This window comes from Streptococcus oralis (assembly GCF_023110435.1).
GTDB classification, from domain to species: Bacteria; Bacillota; Bacilli; order Lactobacillales; family Streptococcaceae; genus Streptococcus; species Streptococcus oralis_CF.
In genome coordinates, this window is sequence record NZ_JALDWB010000001.1 from 496,311 (window position 1) to 514,616 (window position 18,306).

At 40.7% G+C, this 18,306-nt stretch carries 16 protein-coding genes; all 16 read left to right on the plus strand.

Going from position 1 to position 18,306, the window contains the following annotated elements; genetic code table 11:
- The first annotated feature begins 49 nt into the window (after positions 1-49).
- Positions 50-1,873, plus strand: a complete 1,824-nt coding sequence (gene lepA, locus M1F97_RS02585; protein WP_247944089.1) for a translation elongation factor 4 — start codon at positions 50-52, stop codon at positions 1,871-1,873.
- A 146-nt stretch (positions 1,874-2,019) separates the two neighbouring features.
- Positions 2,020-2,643 carry a hypothetical protein gene (locus tag M1F97_RS02590; RefSeq protein WP_247944090.1) on the plus strand — a complete coding sequence of 208 codons (624 nt, stop codon included), beginning with the start codon at positions 2,020-2,022 and terminating at the stop codon, positions 2,641-2,643.
- Between the two features lie 81 nt (positions 2,644-2,724).
- The gene (gene dprA / locus M1F97_RS02595) at positions 2,725-3,573 is read left to right on the plus strand and encodes a DNA-processing protein DprA (protein ID WP_247944091.1); all 849 of its coding nucleotides are present in this window, start codon (positions 2,725-2,727) and stop codon (positions 3,571-3,573) included.
- A 117-nt stretch (positions 3,574-3,690) separates the two neighbouring features.
- Entirely contained in the window at positions 3,691-5,778 is a 2,088-nt protein-coding gene (topA, locus tag M1F97_RS02600) for a type I DNA topoisomerase (protein ID WP_084976200.1), read from the plus strand.
- Between the two features lie 106 nt (positions 5,779-5,884).
- Positions 5,885-6,244, plus strand: a complete 360-nt coding sequence (locus tag M1F97_RS02605; RefSeq protein ID WP_001237224.1) for a YbaN family protein — start codon at positions 5,885-5,887, stop codon at positions 6,242-6,244.
- A 92-nt stretch (positions 6,245-6,336) separates the two neighbouring features.
- The gene (locus tag M1F97_RS02610) at positions 6,337-6,969 is read left to right on the plus strand and encodes a copper homeostasis protein CutC (RefSeq protein WP_247944092.1); all 633 of its coding nucleotides are present in this window, start codon (positions 6,337-6,339) and stop codon (positions 6,967-6,969) included.
- A 43-nt stretch (positions 6,970-7,012) separates the two neighbouring features.
- Positions 7,013-7,669, plus strand: coding sequence for an MmcQ/YjbR family DNA-binding protein (locus M1F97_RS02615; RefSeq protein WP_247944093.1), 657 nt, complete (start codon positions 7,013-7,015; stop codon positions 7,667-7,669).
- Between the two features lie 315 nt (positions 7,670-7,984).
- On the plus strand, positions 7,985-9,547 hold the full coding sequence (locus M1F97_RS02620; protein WP_247944094.1) for a 2-isopropylmalate synthase: 1,563 nt from the start codon (positions 7,985-7,987) through the stop codon (positions 9,545-9,547).
- A gap of 11 nt (positions 9,548-9,558) precedes the next feature.
- Positions 9,559-10,596: a 3-isopropylmalate dehydrogenase gene (leuB, locus tag M1F97_RS02625; protein WP_247944095.1), complete on the plus strand. Its 1,038-nt coding sequence runs from the start codon at positions 9,559-9,561 to the stop codon at positions 10,594-10,596.
- Entirely contained in the window at positions 10,593-10,862 is a 270-nt protein-coding gene (locus tag M1F97_RS02630) for a DUF1294 domain-containing protein (protein ID WP_247944096.1), read from the plus strand. The genes leuB and M1F97_RS02630 overlap by 4 nt, the downstream gene beginning before the upstream one ends.
- A 3-nt stretch (positions 10,863-10,865) precedes the next feature.
- On the plus strand, positions 10,866-12,248 hold the full coding sequence (gene leuC, locus M1F97_RS02635) for a 3-isopropylmalate dehydratase large subunit (RefSeq protein ID WP_247944097.1): 1,383 nt from the start codon (positions 10,866-10,868) through the stop codon (positions 12,246-12,248).
- 9 nt (positions 12,249-12,257) lie between these two features.
- Positions 12,258-12,851, plus strand: a complete 594-nt coding sequence (leuD, locus tag M1F97_RS02640) for a 3-isopropylmalate dehydratase small subunit (protein WP_000410625.1) — start codon at positions 12,258-12,260, stop codon at positions 12,849-12,851.
- A 28-nt stretch (positions 12,852-12,879) separates the two neighbouring features.
- A complete protein-coding gene (locus M1F97_RS02645; RefSeq protein ID WP_247944098.1) occupies positions 12,880-13,659 on the plus strand; it encodes an L-threonylcarbamoyladenylate synthase in 780 nt (259 codons plus the stop codon).
- 151 nt (positions 13,660-13,810) lie between these two features.
- Positions 13,811-15,805, plus strand: a complete 1,995-nt coding sequence (locus M1F97_RS02650) for an McrB family protein (RefSeq protein ID WP_247944099.1) — start codon at positions 13,811-13,813, stop codon at positions 15,803-15,805.
- The gene (locus M1F97_RS02655) at positions 15,789-17,108 is read left to right on the plus strand and encodes an McrC family protein (protein WP_247944100.1); all 1,320 of its coding nucleotides are present in this window, start codon (positions 15,789-15,791) and stop codon (positions 17,106-17,108) included. Before M1F97_RS02650 ends, M1F97_RS02655 begins: the two co-directional genes overlap by 17 nt.
- Positions 17,109-17,277: 169 nt before the next feature.
- On the plus strand, positions 17,278-18,264 hold the full coding sequence (locus M1F97_RS02660; protein WP_000931163.1) for a GMP reductase: 987 nt from the start codon (positions 17,278-17,280) through the stop codon (positions 18,262-18,264).
- The last annotated feature ends 42 nt before the right edge of the window (positions 18,265-18,306 follow it).

Consider the following 18,306-nt stretch of genomic DNA (forward strand, 5'->3'; position numbering starts at 1 on the left):
ATGTTAAAAACAATTTATAATAAATAGATACCCTGAAAGGAAGAGCGTCATGAATTTAGAAGAATTAAAGAAACGACAGGAGAAGATTCGAAATTTCTCTATTATCGCACATATTGACCACGGAAAGTCAACGCTTGCAGACCGCATTTTGGAGGCGACTGAGACGGTTTCTAGTCGTGAAATGCAAGCCCAGCTTCTGGATAGTATGGATCTAGAGCGGGAACGTGGGATTACCATTAAACTCAATGCTATTGAGCTGAATTACACTGCTAAAGACGGAGAAACTTATATTTTCCACTTGATTGACACACCTGGGCACGTGGACTTTACCTACGAAGTTTCACGTTCGCTAGCTGCCTGTGAAGGAGCGATTTTGGTGGTTGATGCGGCCCAAGGGATTGAAGCGCAAACTCTTGCCAATGTTTATCTAGCCTTGGACAATGATTTGGAAATTCTTCCAGTTATTAACAAGATTGACCTACCAGCAGCCGATCCTGAGCGCGTTCGTACAGAGATTGAGGATGTCATTGGACTGGATGCCAGTGAAGCTGTCTTAGCTTCTGCCAAAGCTGGTATTGGTATTGAAGAAATTCTCGAACAAATCGTGGAAAAAGTGCCAGCCCCAACTGGTGATGTGACGGCGCCACTCAAGGCCTTGATTTTCGACTCAGTTTATGATGCCTATCGTGGGGTTATCCTCCAAGTGCGTGTCATGGATGGAGTTGTCAAACCTGGCGATAAGATTCAGCTCATGAGCAATGGCAAGACCTTTGATGTGACTGAGGTCGGAATTTTTACACCGAAAGCAGTCGGGCGCGATTTCCTAGCGACAGGTGACGTTGGTTATATTGCGGCTTCTATCAAGACGGTTCAAGATACGCGTGTCGGGGATACAGTGACCCTAGCAAGCAATCCTGCAGCAGAACCACTTGATGGTTACAAGCAAATGAACCCTATGGTCTTTGCAGGTCTTTATCCAATCGAATCAAATAAGTACAATGACCTTCGTGAAGCCCTTGAAAAATTGCAGCTTAACGATGCCAGCCTTCAGTTTGAACCAGAAACATCTCAGGCGCTTGGATTCGGTTTCCGTTGTGGATTCCTTGGACTTCTCCATATGGATGTTATCCAAGAGCGTTTAGAACGTGAGTTCAATATTGACCTCATCATGACAGCTCCGTCTGTTATTTACAAGGTTAACCAAACTGACGGTGAATCTATGGATGTGTCTAACCCCTCTGAATTTCCAGACCCAACTAAGATCGCGACCATTGAAGAACCTTATGTTAAAGCGCAAATCATGGTACCGCAGGAGTTTGTCGGAGCAGTTATGGAACTAGCTCAGCGCAAGCGTGGGGATTTTGTGACCATGGACTATATTGATGACAATCGTGTCAATGTTATCTATCAAATTCCGCTTGCTGAAATCGTCTTTGACTTCTTTGATAAGCTTAAGTCTTCAACGCGTGGTTATGCAAGCTTTGACTACGAATTGTCAGAGTACCGCCCATCTAAGCTGGTCAAAATGGATATCCTTCTCAATGGGGACAAGGTGGACGCCCTCAGCTTTATCGTTCACAAGGATTTTGCCTACGAACGTGGGAAACTCATCGTGGATAAGCTCAAGAAAATCATCCCTCGTCAACAATTTGAGGTGCCGATTCAAGCAGCTATTGGGCACAAAATCGTGGCCCGTACTGATATCAAGGCCCTTCGTAAGAACGTACTTGCCAAATGTTACGGTGGTGACGTTTCTCGTAAACGCAAACTGCTTGAAAAACAAAAAGCTGGTAAGAAACGCTTGAAAGCTATCGGATCAGTAGAAGTCCCACAAGAAGCCTTCCTTAGCGTCTTAAGTATGGATGAAGAATAGAAATAAAAAAACAAAACTCTTGAAGATTTTTCAAGAGTTTTTACTTTAAATGAGAGCGAGTAAAATCATCAACTGACAAAATAGATCAGGTTAGAATTTGACAGAAGTTCTTATTTTTCTTATAATGCAGATGGAAAGGTGGTAGGATGAAAAAATTATTAATTTTAGGTACTGTAGTTACTGCTAGTGTTTTTCTAGCTTCATGCTCCAATAAATCACAAACAGCAACCGAAGAAAGTTCGTCTGCAGTTGTTAGTTCTTCTAGCAGTCAGGAAACGAGTAGCTCTAGCTCTGCCGTTTCTGAAGCGAAAAAGGAAGAGACGCAAATCATCGGTTCGAATGAATATGGTTTTGTCAAGGTACCCAAAACATGGGTTCGATTCCATGAAGTAGAAGGTGGAAATGATATACAGTATTGCGATGGAACAGATATCAACATTGTTACGCTGAATACCTTCAAGGCTGAGCAGTTTAATATCAGCGAAGAAGAGTATGCCAAACTGGATGTTGTGACTGTCTCTGCTAGTATTTTAACTTCCAAAGAACAAAGCTCTGATTTCAGTAAGGTTTGGGGCTCCAAATCGACCATTGGAGGTTATGAAGCCTATGTTGTCAATGCAATTGCTAAGTCAGGGAAATATCTCGTTACCTGGGTTTTCCGATCAAATGATGGTAAAATCCGCTATGTTTCACTTGAAGGGGATGGGGAAACTTTAAAAACAATCTTACCGATGGTTGAAAGTAGCTGGTCAACTACTAAATCTGAATAAATGAAAAAAGAAGATCAACTGGTCTTCTTTTTATGTTTTTTACGAATAGATAGATGAGTAGAAAAAGAAATGGAGTTGTATATGAAGATCACAAACTATGAGATTTACAAATTAAGAAAAGCTGGACTGACCAATCAACAGATTTTAACTGTTCTTGAATATGACGAGACTGTAGATCAAGAACTTTTGTTAGGAGATATTGCAGAAATATCTGGGTGTCGTAATCCTGCTGTCTTTATGGAACGCTATTTCCAGATAGATGATGCGCAGTTGGAGAAGGAGTTTCAGAAATTTCCATCCTTTTCTATTCTTGACGACTGTTATCCTTGGGATCTGAGTGAGATTTATGATGCTCCAGCGCTCTTGTTTTATAAGGGAAATCTAGACTTGCTGAAGTTTCCGAAGGTTGCTCTTGTAGGGAGTCGTTCATGTTCTAGTCAGGGAGCAAAGTCGGTTCAGAAAGTCATTCAAGGTTTGGAAAACGAGTTAATCGTGGTTAGTGGTTTGGCCAAAGGGATTGATACCGCTGCCCATATGGCTGCACTCCAAAATGGTGGAAAAACGATTGCTGTGATTGGAACAGGATTGGATGTTTTCTATCCACGTGCCAATAAACGATTGCAGGAGTACATTGGCAATGACCATCTGGTTCTCAGTGAATATGGACCTGGCGAGCAACCTCTGAAATTTCATTTTCCAGCTCGAAATCGTATCATAGCAGGACTGTGTCGTGGGGTTATTGTAGCAGAGGCAAGGATGCGTTCGGGGAGTCTCATTACTTGTGAGCGAGCAATGGAGGAAGGGCGTGATGTCTTTGCCATTCCAGGGAACATTTTAGATGGCCATTCAGATGGCTGTCACCACCTGATCCAAGAGGGAGCAAAACTGGTCACAAGTGGGCAAGATGTACTAGCAGAGTTTGAATTTTAAGGAGAAATGGTTCACTCAGATAAACTTTTCTTCTATACTATAGGAGTTAAGTCTTGACAGGTCTTTAAAAATGGTTTACACTTTATAAAGTTTATTACTTTGAAAAGGTGTGATAGTGTGGCTACGGCAACAAAGAAGAAAAAATCAACAGTTAAGAAAAATCTAGTCATCGTGGAGTCGCCTGCCAAGGCGAAAACGATTGAAAAATATCTAGGCAGAAACTACAAGGTTTTAGCTAGTGTCGGGCATATCCGTGATTTGAAGAAATCCAGTATGTCAGTCGACATTGAAAATAACTATGAACCGCAGTATATCAATATCCGTGGAAAAGGCCCTCTCATCAATGACTTAAAAAAAGAAGCCAAAAAGGCCAATAAAGTCTTTCTGGCGAGTGACCCGGACCGTGAAGGAGAAGCGATTTCCTGGCATTTGGCTCACATTCTCAACTTGGATGAGAATGATGCCAACCGTGTAGTCTTTAATGAAATCACTAAGGACGCTGTAAAAAATGCCTTTAAAGAACCGCGCAAGATTGACATGGACTTGGTCGACGCCCAACAGGCTCGTCGTGTCTTAGACCGCTTGGTAGGGTATTCGATTTCGCCAATTTTGTGGAAAAAGGTCAAGAAGGGCTTGTCAGCAGGACGTGTGCAGTCAGTTGCCCTTAAGCTCATCATTGACCGTGAAAATGAAATCAATGCCTTCCAACCAGAAGAATACTGGACAATTGATGGTATCTTTAAGAAGGAAACCAAGCAATTTCAAGCTTCTTTCTATGGTATGAATGGCAAAAAGATGAAATTGACTACCAATGAAGAAGTCAAAGAAGTCTTGTCCCATTTGACTAGCAAAGATTTTACAGTAGACCAGGTAGACAAGAAAGAACGCAAACGCAATGCGCCCCTACCTTATACGACTTCAACCATGCAGATGGATGCTGCCAACAAAATCAATTTCCGTACTCGAAAGACTATGATGGTGGCCCAGCAGCTCTATGAAGGGATCAATATCGGATCGGGCGTGCAAGGTTTGATTACCTATATGCGTACAGACTCGACTCGTATCAGTCCTGTGGCTCAGAACGAAGCGGCAAGCTACATTAACGACCGTTTTGGTAGCAAGTATTCCAAGCATGGTAGCAGGGTCAAGAATGCCTCAGGTGCTCAAGATGCCCACGAAGCCATTCGCCCATCTAGTGTCTTTAACACACCTGAAAGTATCGCTAAGTACTTGGACAAAGACCAGCTCAAGCTCTACACCCTTATCTGGAATCGTTTTGTTGCCAGCCAGATGACAGGCGCTATCTTTGATACCATGGCTGTTAAACTCTCTCAAAATGGGGTTCAGTTTGCGGCAAATGGAAGCCAAGTTAAGTTTGATGGGTATCTTGCTATTTATAATGACTCTGACAAGAACAAGATGTTGCCAGATATGGCTGTTGGAGATGTGGTCAAGCAGGTCAATAGTAAGCCAGAGCAACATTTCACTCAACCACCTGCTCGCTATTCAGAAGCGACTCTTATCAAGACCTTGGAAGAAAATGGGGTTGGACGTCCGTCAACCTATGCTCCAACTATTGAAACTATCCAAAAACGCTACTACGTTCGTCTGGCTGCTAAACGTTTTGAACCGACAGAACTGGGAGAAATTGTTAACAAGCTCATCGTTGAATACTTCCCAGATATTGTCAATGTGACCTTCACAGCTGAGATGGAAGGAAAACTGGATGATGTCGAGGTTGGAAAAGAGCAGTGGCACCGTGTTATTGACGCCTTTTACAAACCATTCTCTAAAGAAGTAGCCAAGGCTGAATCCGAAATGGAAAAAATCCAGATCAAGGATGAGCCAGCTGGATTTGACTGTGAAGTTTGTGGCAGTCCGATGGTGATTAAGCTCGGTCGTTTTGGTAAATTCTATGCTTGTAGCAATTTCCCAGACTGCCGTCACACACAAGCGATTGTCAAAGAGATTGGAGTCGAGTGTCCAAACTGCCATCAGGGACAAATCATTGAACGCAAAACCAAGCGCAATCGTATCTTCTATGGTTGCAATCGCTATCCAGAATGTGAATTCACCTCTTGGGACAAACCAATTGGCCGTGACTGTCCAAAATGCGGACATTTCCTTGTGGAGAAAAAAGTCCGTGGTGGTGGCAAGCAGATTGTATGTAGTAATGGTGACTACGAAGAGGAAAAGATTAAATAAAATGAAGAGTCCTGAAAATGAATTTCAGGCTCTTTTTAGTTTAAGCTTGACAAATTTCCCCCTTGTATGCGAAACTAGAGGAAGAGTAATTTATCTAGGAGAAATCATGCGTCTCATTTACCTCAGTATTGGCTTTATTTCACTGGCTTTAGCTGTTATTGGAGTTGTCCTACCACTTTTACCAACAACTCCCTTTCTTTTGTTAGCTATTGCTTGTTTTTCCAAATCTTCTAAGCGTTTTGAAGACTGGCTTTATCATACAAAGCTTTATCAGACCTATGTAGCTGACTTTCGGGAAACCAAGTCAATAGCGCGAGAACGAAAGAAAAAAATCATCGTATCTATCTATATCTTGATGGGAATTTCTATTTATTTTGCCCCTCTTTTGCCAGTCAAAATCGGTCTGGGAGCCTTGACTATCTTTATCACCTACTATCTCTTTAAAGTCATTCCTGACAAAGAATAGATAAAAATAGTAGTTATTTGCCTTGATAAAAATGAAAGCATATTCAAATAATATGATATAATAAATTTAAAGAAAACATCAAGGAGAATCAAATGATTTACGAATTTTGTGCTGAAAATGTGACCTTGCTTGAAAAAGCGATGCAGGCTGGAGCTCGTCGAATCGAACTTTGTGACAATCTAGCAGTGGGAGGAACAACACCTAGCTATGGAGTGACCAAGGCAGCGGTTGAACTGGCAGCTAACTACGATACGACCATTATGACAATGATTCGTCCCCGTGGTGGCGACTTTGTCTATAATGATCTTGAAATAGCGATTATGTTAGAAGACATTCATTTGACTGCTCAGGCTGGAAGTCAAGGGGTTGTATTTGGGGCTTTAACTGCTGATAAAAAGTTGGATAAGCCTAATCTTGAGAAGCTGATTGCCGCATCTAAAGGGATGGAAATTGTCTTTCACATGGCCTTTGATGAATTGAGTGATGAAGAGCAATTGGAAGCCATTGATTGGCTCAGCCAAGCTGGTGTTACCCGTATCCTGACTCGTGCTGGTGTGTCTGGGGACTCGCTAGAGAAACGTTTCGCTCACTACCACAAAATTTTGGAACATGCTAAAGGTAAAATTGAGATTCTACCAGGTGGGGGAATTGACTTGGACAACCGTCAAACCTTTATCGATCAACTGGGTGTGACACAACTTCATGGAACCAAGGTTGTCTTTTAAAAAATAGAAAGGAACTGCTAGCTTTGGGTAGCAGTTTTCACATATGTTTGAAATTTTTAAATCCTATCAGTTTAATAAAGAAAAAGCCCATGCCTATGGTTTTGTAGAAAAGGGGGAAGTCTGGACCTATAGTTGCATGATTTTGCAAGGTGACTTTGTTATGAATGTTTCAGTTACCGATGGGAAGCTAGCTTTTCAGGTCTTTGACCAGGAGACTGGTGACCTCTATCCTCAAGTCCATATGGAAAGCATGAGAGGGACTTTTGTAGGAAGTGTCCGTGAGGCTTGTCTGGAGATTCTCTACCAGATTCGGAAGGCTTGCTTTGATGTGCAAGATTTTATCTGCCCTCAGACTAAGCGTATCATGGCTCAGGTTCAGGAAAAGTATGGTAATCAGTTGGAGTATCTGTGGGAAAAGTCGCCTGATACAGCTGTATTGCGCCATGAAGGCAATCAAAAGTGGTATGCTGTTTTAATGAGAATACCTTGGGATAGGCTAGATAAGGCAAGAGAAGGGCTAGTGGAAGCTGTCAACCTCAAACACGATCAAGTAGCGGACTTGCTTTCACATAAGGGCATTTATCCAGCTTTTCATATGAACAAACGCTACTGGATTAGTCTGGCTCTTGATGATAGTTTACTTGATGAAGAGGTGTTAGAACTAATCGAAAGAAGTTGGAACTTAATTGTGAAAAAATAAGGAAATTCACTTGATTTTTCAAACACTTTCAATTAGCAAAATATTCTTTATTGAAGAAATTTTCAGAAAATAATGGATTTTTTCTTGACAAGTACTTTTAGCTATGCTAAAATACTAAACAAGATATCAAACGAAGGAGAAAGTCAAACATGAAAACAGCTAAGTTTAATCAATTTGCTTTGTTGTTGAGGTACTCGGGCTAGTGCAAAAGCATTAGTCCTGTTTGGCTTACCAAGCGGGAGTAAATCAACATCTCGCTTGGGTTTCTGAGCGAGATGTTTTTTTTAAAACCATATTTGGAAAAGGGGAATTCTTATGCGTAAAGTTGAATTTTTTGATACAAGTCTTCGTGATGGGGAACAAACACCTGGTGTTAACTTCTCAATCAAGGAAAAAGTTTCCATTGCAAGACAGCTGGAGAAATGGGGAATTTCTGTAATTGAAGCTGGTTTTCCGGCTGCTAGTCCAGATTCATTTATAGCCGTTCAAGAAATTGCTAAAGCTATGAAAAAAACAGCAGTGACAGGATTAGCTCGTTCTGTAAAATCTGATATTGATGCTTGTTATGAGGCGCTCAAGGATGCCAAGTATCCTCAGGTTCACGTCTTTATCGCGACCAGTCCGATTCACCGCAAGTATAAACTCAATAAGAGCAAGGAAGAGATTTTAGAAGCTATCAAGGAACATGTTTCTTATGCACGTTCTAAGTTTGAGGTTGTCGAGTTCTCTCCTGAAGATGCGACTAGAACAGAATTGGATTTCCTCTTACAAGTCGTTCAAACAGCGGTCGATGCAGGTGCATCTTATATCAATATCCCTGACACAGTTGGCTTTACGACTCCAGAAGAGTTTGCACGCATCTTTGATCACTTGACTGAAAATATTAAATCAGATCATAAAGTTGTCTTTGGTGTCCACTGTCACGATGATCTTGGTATGGCAACTGCAAATACTTTGACAGCAATTAAACACGGTGCTGGACGTGTCCAGGGAACTATTAATGGTATCGGTGAACGCGCAGGTAATGTTGCTCTTGAAGAAGTAGCTGTTGCTTTGAAGATTCGTGAGGATTTCTTCCAAGCAACTAGTGAAATTGTTTTGGATGAAACAATGAATACGTCAGAAATGGTTTCTCGCTTCTCAGGTATTCCAGTTCCTAAAAACAAGGCTGTGGTTGGTGGTAATGCCTTCTCTCATGAATCGGGTATTCACCAAGATGGAGTCCTTAAAAATCCTCTCACTTATGAAATCATCACACCTGAATTGGTTGGTGTTAAGAGTAATAGTCTTCCGCTTGGAAAATTGTCAGGTCGCCATGCCTTCGTTGAGAAACTAAGAGAATTGGCCCTAGACTTTTCAGAAGAGGATATCAAACCACTCTTTGCTAAGTTCAAAGCGCTGGCAGACAAAAAGCAAGAAATCACAGATGCAGATATTCGAGCTCTGGTAGCTGGAACCATGGTTGAAAACCCAGAAGGCTTCCACTTTGATGATTTACAACTTCAAACTCATGCAGACAATGACATTGAAGCGCTTGTTAGCCTGGCTAATATGGATGGTGAGAAGATTGAGTTTAATGCGACAGGACAAGGTTCCGTTGAAGCGATCTTTAACGCTATCGATAAGTTCTTTAACCAATCTGTCCGCTTGGTGTCCTATACCATTGATGCTGTGACAGATGGAATCGATGCCCAGGCTCGAGTCTTGGTCACTGTTGAAAACAGAGATACAGAGACCATCTTTAACGCAGCAGGTCTTGACTTTGATGTATTGAAGGCTTCGGCTATTGCTTATATAAATGCCAATACCTTTGTTCAAAAAGAGAATGCAGGTGAGATGGGGCGTAGCGTTTCCTACCGAGACATGCCTAGTGTGTAAAGGAGAATGCGATGACAAAGAAAATAGTAGCTCTAGCAGGGGATGAAATCGGCCCAGAAATCATGGAAGCTGGTTTAGCGGTTCTGGAAGCTCTAGCTTCAAAAACGGGTTTTGACTATGTGATAGACAGACGCCCCTTTGGAGGTGCAGGTATTGATGCAGCAGGGCATCCCTTGCCTGATGAAACCCTCAAGGCATGTAGAGAAGCAGATGCTATTCTCCTAGCGGCTATCGGTAGTCCCCAGTATGATGGGGCAGCGATTCGGCCTGAACAAGGCTTGCTGGCTCTCCGTAAGGAACTCAATCTCTATGCCAATATTCGCCCGGTCAAAATCTTTGACAGTCTCAAGCATTTGTCACCTCTCAAATCGGAACGAATTGCTTGTGTAGACTTTGTCTTGGTGCGTGAGTTGACAGGTGGGATTTACTTTGGAGATCATATCCTTGAAGAGCGAAAAGCACGTGATATCAACGACTATAGCTATGAAGAAGTAGAGCGGATTATTCGCAAGGCCTTTGAAATTGCAAGAAATCGCAGAAAAATCGTTACTAGTATCGATAAGCAAAATGTTTTAGCGACATCAAAACTCTGGCGCAGAGTAGCTGAGGAAGTCGCGCAGGATTTCCCAGATGTGATCTTGGAACACCAGCTAGTCGACTCAGCTGCCATGCTCATGATTACCAATCCTGCTAAGTTTGATGTCATCGTGACAGAGAATCTTTTCGGAGATATCTTATCTGATGAATCGAGTGTTCTATCAGGCACACTAGGTGTCATGCCATCAGCCAGTCATTCTGAAAAGGGACCAAGTCTTTATGAGCCTATTCATGGTTCAGCGCCTGATATTGCAGGTCAAGGAATTGCTAATCCTATTTCCATGATTTTGTCAGTTGCCATGATGTTGAGAGATAGCTTTGGACGTTATGAGGATGCAAGCTGTATTGAACAAGCTGTAGAAGCCAGTTTGGCAGCAGGAATTTTAACGAGAGATATAGGAGGACAGGCTTCGACCAAGGAAATGACAGAAGCCATCATTGAAAGATTATGAAGATAAATGAAGGAATCACGCTAGCTCTCTTGATTTGGAATTTACTGATTTTCTTGATTTATGGCATTGACAAATCCAAGGCAAGAAGAGGTACTTGGCGCATCCCAGAGAAAATCTTACTCATTTTGGCTCTTACTTGTGGTGGTTTTGGTGCCTGGTTAGCAGGAATCACCTTTCACCACAAGACTAGAAAATGGTATTTTAAAACAGTTTGGTTTCTCGGGATGGTAACCACACTAGTAGCCTTATATTTTATTTGGAGGTAATGGATGGCAGGGAAATCGATTTTTGATAAATTATGGGACCGCCATGTCATCACAGGAGAAGAAGGGCAACCCCAACTCATGTATGTGGATCAGCACTATATTCATGAAGTGACCAGTCCCCAAGCTTTTCAAGGATTGCGAGATACAGGTCGCAGATTGAGACGGCCAGACTTGACATTTGGAACCTTTGATCACAATGTACCAACTGTCAATATCTACGATATTCGAGATGTGATTTCTAAGGCTCAAATTGATAAGCTTGCTGAAAATGTTGAGGAGTTTGGGATTGAACATGCGGCCCACGGTTCTGAAAAGCAGGGGATTGTTCACATGGTAGGTCCAGAAACAGGACGGACGCAACCAGGAAAATTCATTGTCTGTGGAGACAGCCATACGGCTACTCACGGAGCTTTCGGAGCCATCGCCTTTGGGATTGGGACCAGTGAAGTCGAGCATGTCTTCGCTACCCAGACCCTCTGGCAAGTCAAACCCAAGAAAATGTTGGTAGAATTCACTGGTGTTCCTCAAAAAGGAGTCTATTCCAAGGATTACATTCTTGCCTTGATTGCCAAGTACGGCGTTGCTTGTGGTGTAGGCTATGTGGTGGAATATCGTGGGCAAGCGATTGATGCTCTGACCATGGAAGAGCGAATGACCATCTGCAATATGTCCATCGAGTTTGGCTCTAAGATGGGCATCATGAATCCAGATCAAACTACCTATGATTATCTCAAAGGACGAGAATGTGTTCCAGAGGATTTCGAGGAGGCAGTTGCCGACTGGAAGACCCTTGTCAGTGATAGTGATGCTGTCTATGATAAGGTTATCCAGATGGATGTCTCTGACTTGGCACCTATGGTGACCTGGGGAACCAATCCTGCTATGGGCGTTGACTTTGACAGTAGTTTTCCAGAAATTAAGGATATGAATGATGAACGAGCTTATCATTACATGGACTTGGAACCTGGTCAAAAGCCAGCGGACATTGAACTAGGCTATATCTTTATTGGATCTTGTACCAATGCTCGTCTCAGTGACTTGCAGCTGGCTGCGCGATTTGTTAAAGGGAAGAAGATTGCTCCCAATCTAACAGCAATTGTAGTGCCAGGATCGCGTCCTGTGAAACGAGCTGCGGAGAAGTTGGGCTTGGATAAGGTTTTCTTAGACGCTGGCTTTGAGTGGAGAGACCCAGGTTGCTCTATGTGCCTGGGGATGAATCCCGACAAGGTACCTGATGGTGTTCACTGTGCTTCAACCAGTAATCGAAACTTTGAAGATAGACAGGGATTTGGCGCTAAGACCCATCTCTGTAGTCCAGCTATGGCAGCAGCAGCAGCTATCGCAGGGCGCTTCGTAGATGTTCGGCAAATGCCAGAAGCCCAGTAAGGAGAGGATATGGAGAAATTTACAGTTTATACGGGAACGACCGTTCCTCTTATGAATGATAACATTGATACCGACCAAATCCTTCCCAAGCAGTTTCTCAAGTTAATTGATAAGAAAGGCTTTGGTAAGTACCTCATGTATGCTTGGCGATATCTTGACGATAAGTATACTGAGGATCCAGACTTTGTCTTTAACCGACCAGAATACCGTAAAGCCAGTATTCTCATCTCAGGGGATAACTTTGGCGCAGGATCGTCTAGGGAACACGCAGCTTGGGCATTAGCTGACTATGGTTTTAAAGTCGTGATTGCAGGGTCTTTTGGTGATATTCATTACAATAATGAACTCAATAATGGTATGTTACCTATTGTCCAGCCCAGAGAGGTTAGAGAGAAACTAGCCCAGTTACAACCAAGCGATCAGGTAACCGTGGACTTGGAACAACAGAAAATCATCTCACCAGTTGGAGAATTCACTTTTGAAATCGATAGTGAATGGAAACACAAGCTCTTAAATGGTTTGGATGATATCGGTATTACTTTGCAGTATGAAGACTTGATTGCTGCTTATGAAAAACAACGTCCAGCCTACTGGCAGGATTAGAAAAAATTAGAAAAGGAACTATAGAATTATGACAAAACACATTCAATGGAACGGAACACTTTCACAAGAAGGCTATGATATTTTAAAAGGTGAGGGCGGTTGTATCGTTTGCCCTACCAAAGTCGGCTATATCATCATGACCAGCGACAAGGCAGGACTTGAACGCAAATTTGAAGCTAAAGAACGTAACCGTAACAAGCCAGGCGTCGTTCTCTGCGGTAGCATGGATGAGCTTCGCGCTTTAGCACAACTCAACCCAGAAATTGAAGCTTTCTACCAAAAACATTGGGACGAAGACATTCTTCTAGGTTGTATCCTTCCATGGAAACCAGAAGCCTTTGAGAAATTGAAAGCATACGGTGATGGTCGTGAAGAACTCATGACAGACGTTCGTGGTACTAGCTGTTTTGTCATCAAGTTTGGTAAAGCTGGTGAACAGTTGGCTGCCAAACTTTGGGAAGAAGGTAAAATGGTCTATGCTTCATCAGCTAACCCATCTGGAAAAGGAAACCGTGGTAAGGTGGAAGGTATCGGGGAACGTATCGAAGGAGCAGTAGACCTTGTCATCGAAGCAGACGACTACGTTGCTTCTATTCAACCAGACAAAACAGTTGAAACACGCTACGAACAAGGTGTGATGGTGTCTATGGTTGATAAAGATGGTAAACTCATCCCAGAACAAGGAGGAGACCGTTCAATCTCACCAGCACCAGTTGTTATCCGCAAAGGGCTTGACATTGATAAAATCATGATGCATCTGTCAGATACCTTTAACTCATGGGACTACCGTCAAGGTGAGTATTATTAAGATTGAAAAGAAGTCTAGTGTTAAGAGACATTGAAGCTCCTAACACTGGGCTTTTTCTTTAGAAATTCTTTTCTTTTTCTATAGGATATGATATTCTATATGTGAAATATATAGTTTTTTATTCGAACATTATTATAAAAGGAGTAAGATGATGCTGAAAAGAAAGGTTAGTTTGGAAGATTTTTATGATTGGTACCAAGAAAATAAAATAAGATTAAGAGAAGATGCATCTAAATATAGTATTTACAATGAAAAATTACGTGAAGAATTTCTTAAAGAGTGGCCACTTGATAGAATTTTAACCATGTCTATTGATGATTATGTTATTGGGAAAGGTGCTAAAAGTAATTCTTTTTGCTATAGTCTTGAGAGGGGGAAATACAAATCTTTATTTTTAGGTATTGGAGGAGGAGGCTCTTCAAAATTTGGTATTTATTGGAATGAGGATACCCAAAGCTATAAAAATCAAGCTAATAAAATCATTCCTATATCTGAATTGGAGCAACGTTTTAATAAACTAAAAAGAGATCTGTATCAGATTATTCAAATCGGTAGTAAACTTGATTTTGACAATCCTATATTTGATATGAAAAAGTCAACAAATGAATTTATTGGTCGTTCTGCTGTGGTGACAAAACTACTTTGTATTTATTCTGAGAACCATTCTTTTTTAGGAGTAAATATGAATAGTCAAAATGAATTTTGGAATAGGTTGATTCCTCAAAGTAATCAAGGAGGACCCTATCGTCAGAATCATGAGATTTGTAAACTATTTTCTAAAACCTATCCTGAACTAGAATCTTCAATTTTGGGTAGTGTTTTATTTGAATATTCAAAAGATTTTATAGACAGTGATAATAAGCAAGGAGAGAAAGAAATGTCTGAACAAAATAGTATTCATCATCCCTTGAGTAATATCTTATTACAATCCAAAAACCTCATCCTCCGAGGTGCTCCTGGCACAGGAAAAACTTATCTTGCTAAAGAAATTGCCAAAGAATTAACGGATGGCAACGAAGACCAAATCGAATTTGTACAATTTCACCCATCTTATGATTATACGGATTTTGTAGAGGGATTGAGACCAGTATCAAATGGGGATGGAGCTATTGAGTTTAAGCTACAGGATGGTATTTTTAAAGATTTTTGTCAGAAAGCAAAGATAAATTGGGTTAATTCACATAAAAACAAGGATGATTTAGAAAAGGAAAAAAAATCAATAGCAAAGATATCAAAATATTTTGCTAATATGGAGTTTCCGTCTGACAAATTATATACAAAACGTCAATCGTCCTTTATCATTACAGAAATTGATGAAAATTACATTTATATATCTATTCCTGAAAATGAGGTATCCAAAAATGCAAAATTGAAAATTAAAGATATCGAAGCAATGTTAACTTCAGGATCTCAATTTAAACAAGTTAAAGATGTAACTCAGTTTTTTAATAAAAATAATGCAACCCAAGAATTTTCATACTATTTGACACTTTACAAAATGATAAAAAATGAAAGTATTCAGGATGAAATAATAGAAATAGATAATGAATTGAAAAACTTCGTTTTCATCATCGATGAGATCAATCGTGGGGAGATTTCTAAGATTTTCGGTGAACTCTTTTTCTCTATCGACCCTGGCTATCGTGGTGAAAAGGGAAGTGTTTCTACCCAGTATGCTAATTTACATGAGACTGATGACAAGTTTTATATTCCTGAGAATGTCTATATTATCGGAACCATGAATGATATTGACCGCTCAGTGGATACATTTGATTTTGCTATGCGTCGTCGTTTCCGCTTTGTTGAAGTTACGGCTGAAAGTCAACTTTATATTCTAGATCAAGAACTAGGTGAGGATGCTGAAGAAGCTAAAAACCGACTAAGAAATTTGAATACTGCTATTGAAAACGTTCAGGAGCTAAACAGTCATTACCATATCGGACCAAGTTATTTCCGTAATTTAAAAGAATTGGATTATGATTATGAACTACTCTGGTCTGATTATCTCAAACCTCTTTTGGAAGATTACTTACGGGGTTCTTATGAGGAATCTGAAACTCTGGAAACATTGAAAAAAGCATTTGAGCTGACAAATAACGAGAGAACAGATCAGCAAGATACTGGTGATAATGATGCGGATTACTGATAATCAACATAGAATTGCTAAAGAAGACTTTGCCGCAGAATTTCCCAACCTAAGTCAAGCTCTTCTTGATAGAACACTGGATAACCTTTCTAGAGAGGACAATATCTTTATTTTTCCAAATGATTTGAAGAATTCTCCTGACTTAGAAAGAGACCAAAAAATCTTTGAAACAGTCAATCAGAAAATCAAGACAGGAAATGTGATTGGTTTTCTGGGGTATGGCCAGGAAAGATTGACGATTTCCTCTCGTTTTTATGATGAAAGTAACGACCATTTTTTGCATTATCTTTTACAAAAGGTTATCAATATCAATCTGACTAGTTTAGATGTTGGCCTATCTCCAGAGGATAAACTTTATCAGTTCTTGATTTACCTATTTCCAAAGTATCTTCAAGTCGCTCTCCGAAAAGGTCTTTATAAGGAATACCAGAGATTTTCTCATAACGACAGTCATGTGAAGGGAGTGCTAGATGTAGGAAATCATCTTAAGAAAAATGTTCCTTTCACAGGAAATGTTGCCTACACAACGAGAGAGTTCACCTATGATAATCCCCTCATGCAGTTAATCCGTCACACTATTGAATACATTAAGAATCAGAAAAGCATTGGGCAAGAGGTCCTTGATAATCTCTTAACTAGTCGTGAAAATGTGGCAGAAATCGTGCGAGTAACCCCATCTTATAAACTAGCTGATCGTGCTAAGATTATTCGGGGAAATCAATCTAAACCTATACGTCATGCATACTTTCACGAGTATAGAAAGTTACAAGAACTTTGTCTGATGATCCTAAACCAAGAAAAGCACGGTTTAGGGTATCAGGAACAAAAAATCCATGGTATTCTTTTTGATGTTTCCTGGCTTTGGGAAGAGTATGTTTATACCTTCTTGCCAAAAGATTTCATCCATCCACGAAATAAGGATAAGACGGACGGAATTTCAGTATTTTCTGATCGTGAAAGAAAAGTATTTCCAGATTTTTATCATAAAGAGTTAAAAATAGTTTTAGATGCTAAATATAAAGAACTGGAGTTCACTGAAAAAGGAATCAACCGTGAGGACTTATTCCAGCTGATTTCCTATTCTTATATTCTAAAAGCTGAGAAAGGTGGTCTTGTTTTTCCGAGCAAGCACAAGGTTGTTGATAATGAGATAGGAAAGCTAGCAGGTTATGGAGCTTTGTTGAAGAAATTGTCTATCCAAATCCCTCAAAAGGTTTCATCTTATAATGAATTTTGTGAAATGATGGAAAGCTCCGAAGAAATTTTTAAAAAGAATATTGATAAGGAAGTGGGGAGAAACTAATCTCTCCACTTTTTATATCCTAACCATAAAATCCGAACTTTATTATTTTATAATTGAAATTATTTGACAAAAACTGTACTTTGGTTTATAATAAATCAAGGAAACGTCGGAAAAGGCGTAGTGATGCGAAGGCATAGGTAGGTCATTACAAAAGAAACGAGACATCGATATGTTAAATGAATTTCCAATTTTTGATTACGAAGATATTCAGTTGATCCCTAATAAATGTGTCATTAAAAGCCGTGCAGAGGCGGATACAAGTGTCACACTTGGAAATCACACTTTCAAACTACCTGTTGTGCCAGCAAATATGCAGACGATTTTGGATGAGAATGTTGCAGAGCAACTTGCTAAAGGCGGTTACTTTTACATTATGCACCGTTTTGATGAAGCGGGGCGCATTCCTTTTATCAAACGCATGCACGATCAAGGGCTCATTGCTTCCATTTCTGTTGGTGTTAAGGATTACGAGTATGACTTTGTTAGCCAGCTCAAGGCTGATGCTCCGGAATACATCACGATTGACATTGCTCATGGTCATGCGGATAGCGTGATTTCTATGATTCAACACATCAAGAAAGAGTTGCCAGATACTTTTGTCATTGCTGGGAATGTGGGAACGCCAGAAGCTGTTCGTGAATTGGAAAATGCTGGTGCGGATGCAACTAAGGTTGGAATCGGTCCTGGTAAGGTTTGTATCACCAAGGTGAAAACAGGTTTTGGCACTGGCGGTTGGCAGTTGGCTGCCCTTCGCTGGTGTGCTAAGGCGGCTCGCAAACCGATTATCGCTGATGGTGGGATTCGTACACACGGTGACATTGCCAAGTCTATCCGTTTCGGTGCTAGCATGGTCATGATTGGTTCCCTTTTTGCAGGACACATCGAAAGCCCAGGGAAAACGATTGAAGTCGATGGCGAACAGTTCAAAGAATACTATGGTTCAGCTTCTCAATACCAAAAAGGAGCTTACAAAAACGTGGAAGGCAAACGTATCTTACTTCCTGCCAAGGGGCATTTGCAAGATACCCTTACTGAGATGGAGCAAGATTTGCAAAGTGCCATTTCCTACGCAGGAGGACGCAAGGTTGCTGACCTCAAGCACGTTGATTATGTGATCGTGAAAAACTCTATCTGGAATGGTGATGCATCCCACTAATAGACGCTTAGTCCATCTATAAAAAACTTGTTATTAGAGCAA

Excerpts from the sequence above, each read along its gene's own strand:
- lepA (WP_247944089.1), top strand. The coding sequence starts at position 50 with ATGAATTTAGAAGAATTAAAGAAACGACAGGAGAAGATTCGAAATTTC.
- M1F97_RS02590 (WP_247944090.1), top strand. The coding sequence starts at position 2,020 with ATGAAAAAATTATTAATTTTAGGTACTGTAGTTACTGCTAGTGTTTTT.
- dprA (WP_247944091.1), top strand. The coding sequence starts at position 2,725 with ATGAAGATCACAAACTATGAGATTTACAAATTAAGAAAAGCTGGACTG.
- M1F97_RS02605 (WP_001237224.1), top strand. The coding sequence starts at position 5,885 with ATGCGTCTCATTTACCTCAGTATTGGCTTTATTTCACTGGCTTTAGCT.
- M1F97_RS02610 (WP_247944092.1), top strand. The coding sequence starts at position 6,337 with ATGATTTACGAATTTTGTGCTGAAAATGTGACCTTGCTTGAAAAAGCG.
- M1F97_RS02615 (WP_247944093.1), top strand. The coding sequence starts at position 7,013 with ATGTTTGAAATTTTTAAATCCTATCAGTTTAATAAAGAAAAAGCCCAT.
- M1F97_RS02620 (WP_247944094.1), top strand. The coding sequence starts at position 7,985 with ATGCGTAAAGTTGAATTTTTTGATACAAGTCTTCGTGATGGGGAACAA.
- leuB (WP_247944095.1), top strand. The coding sequence starts at position 9,559 with ATGACAAAGAAAATAGTAGCTCTAGCAGGGGATGAAATCGGCCCAGAA.
- M1F97_RS02630 (WP_247944096.1), top strand. The coding sequence starts at position 10,593 with ATGAAGATAAATGAAGGAATCACGCTAGCTCTCTTGATTTGGAATTTA.
- leuC (WP_247944097.1), top strand. The coding sequence starts at position 10,866 with ATGGCAGGGAAATCGATTTTTGATAAATTATGGGACCGCCATGTCATC.
- leuD (WP_000410625.1), top strand. The coding sequence starts at position 12,258 with ATGGAGAAATTTACAGTTTATACGGGAACGACCGTTCCTCTTATGAAT.
- M1F97_RS02645 (WP_247944098.1), top strand. The coding sequence starts at position 12,880 with ATGACAAAACACATTCAATGGAACGGAACACTTTCACAAGAAGGCTAT.
- M1F97_RS02650 (WP_247944099.1), top strand. The coding sequence starts at position 13,811 with ATGCTGAAAAGAAAGGTTAGTTTGGAAGATTTTTATGATTGGTACCAA.
- M1F97_RS02655 (WP_247944100.1), top strand. The coding sequence starts at position 15,789 with ATGATGCGGATTACTGATAATCAACATAGAATTGCTAAAGAAGACTTT.
- M1F97_RS02660 (WP_000931163.1), top strand. The coding sequence starts at position 17,278 with ATGTTAAATGAATTTCCAATTTTTGATTACGAAGATATTCAGTTGATC.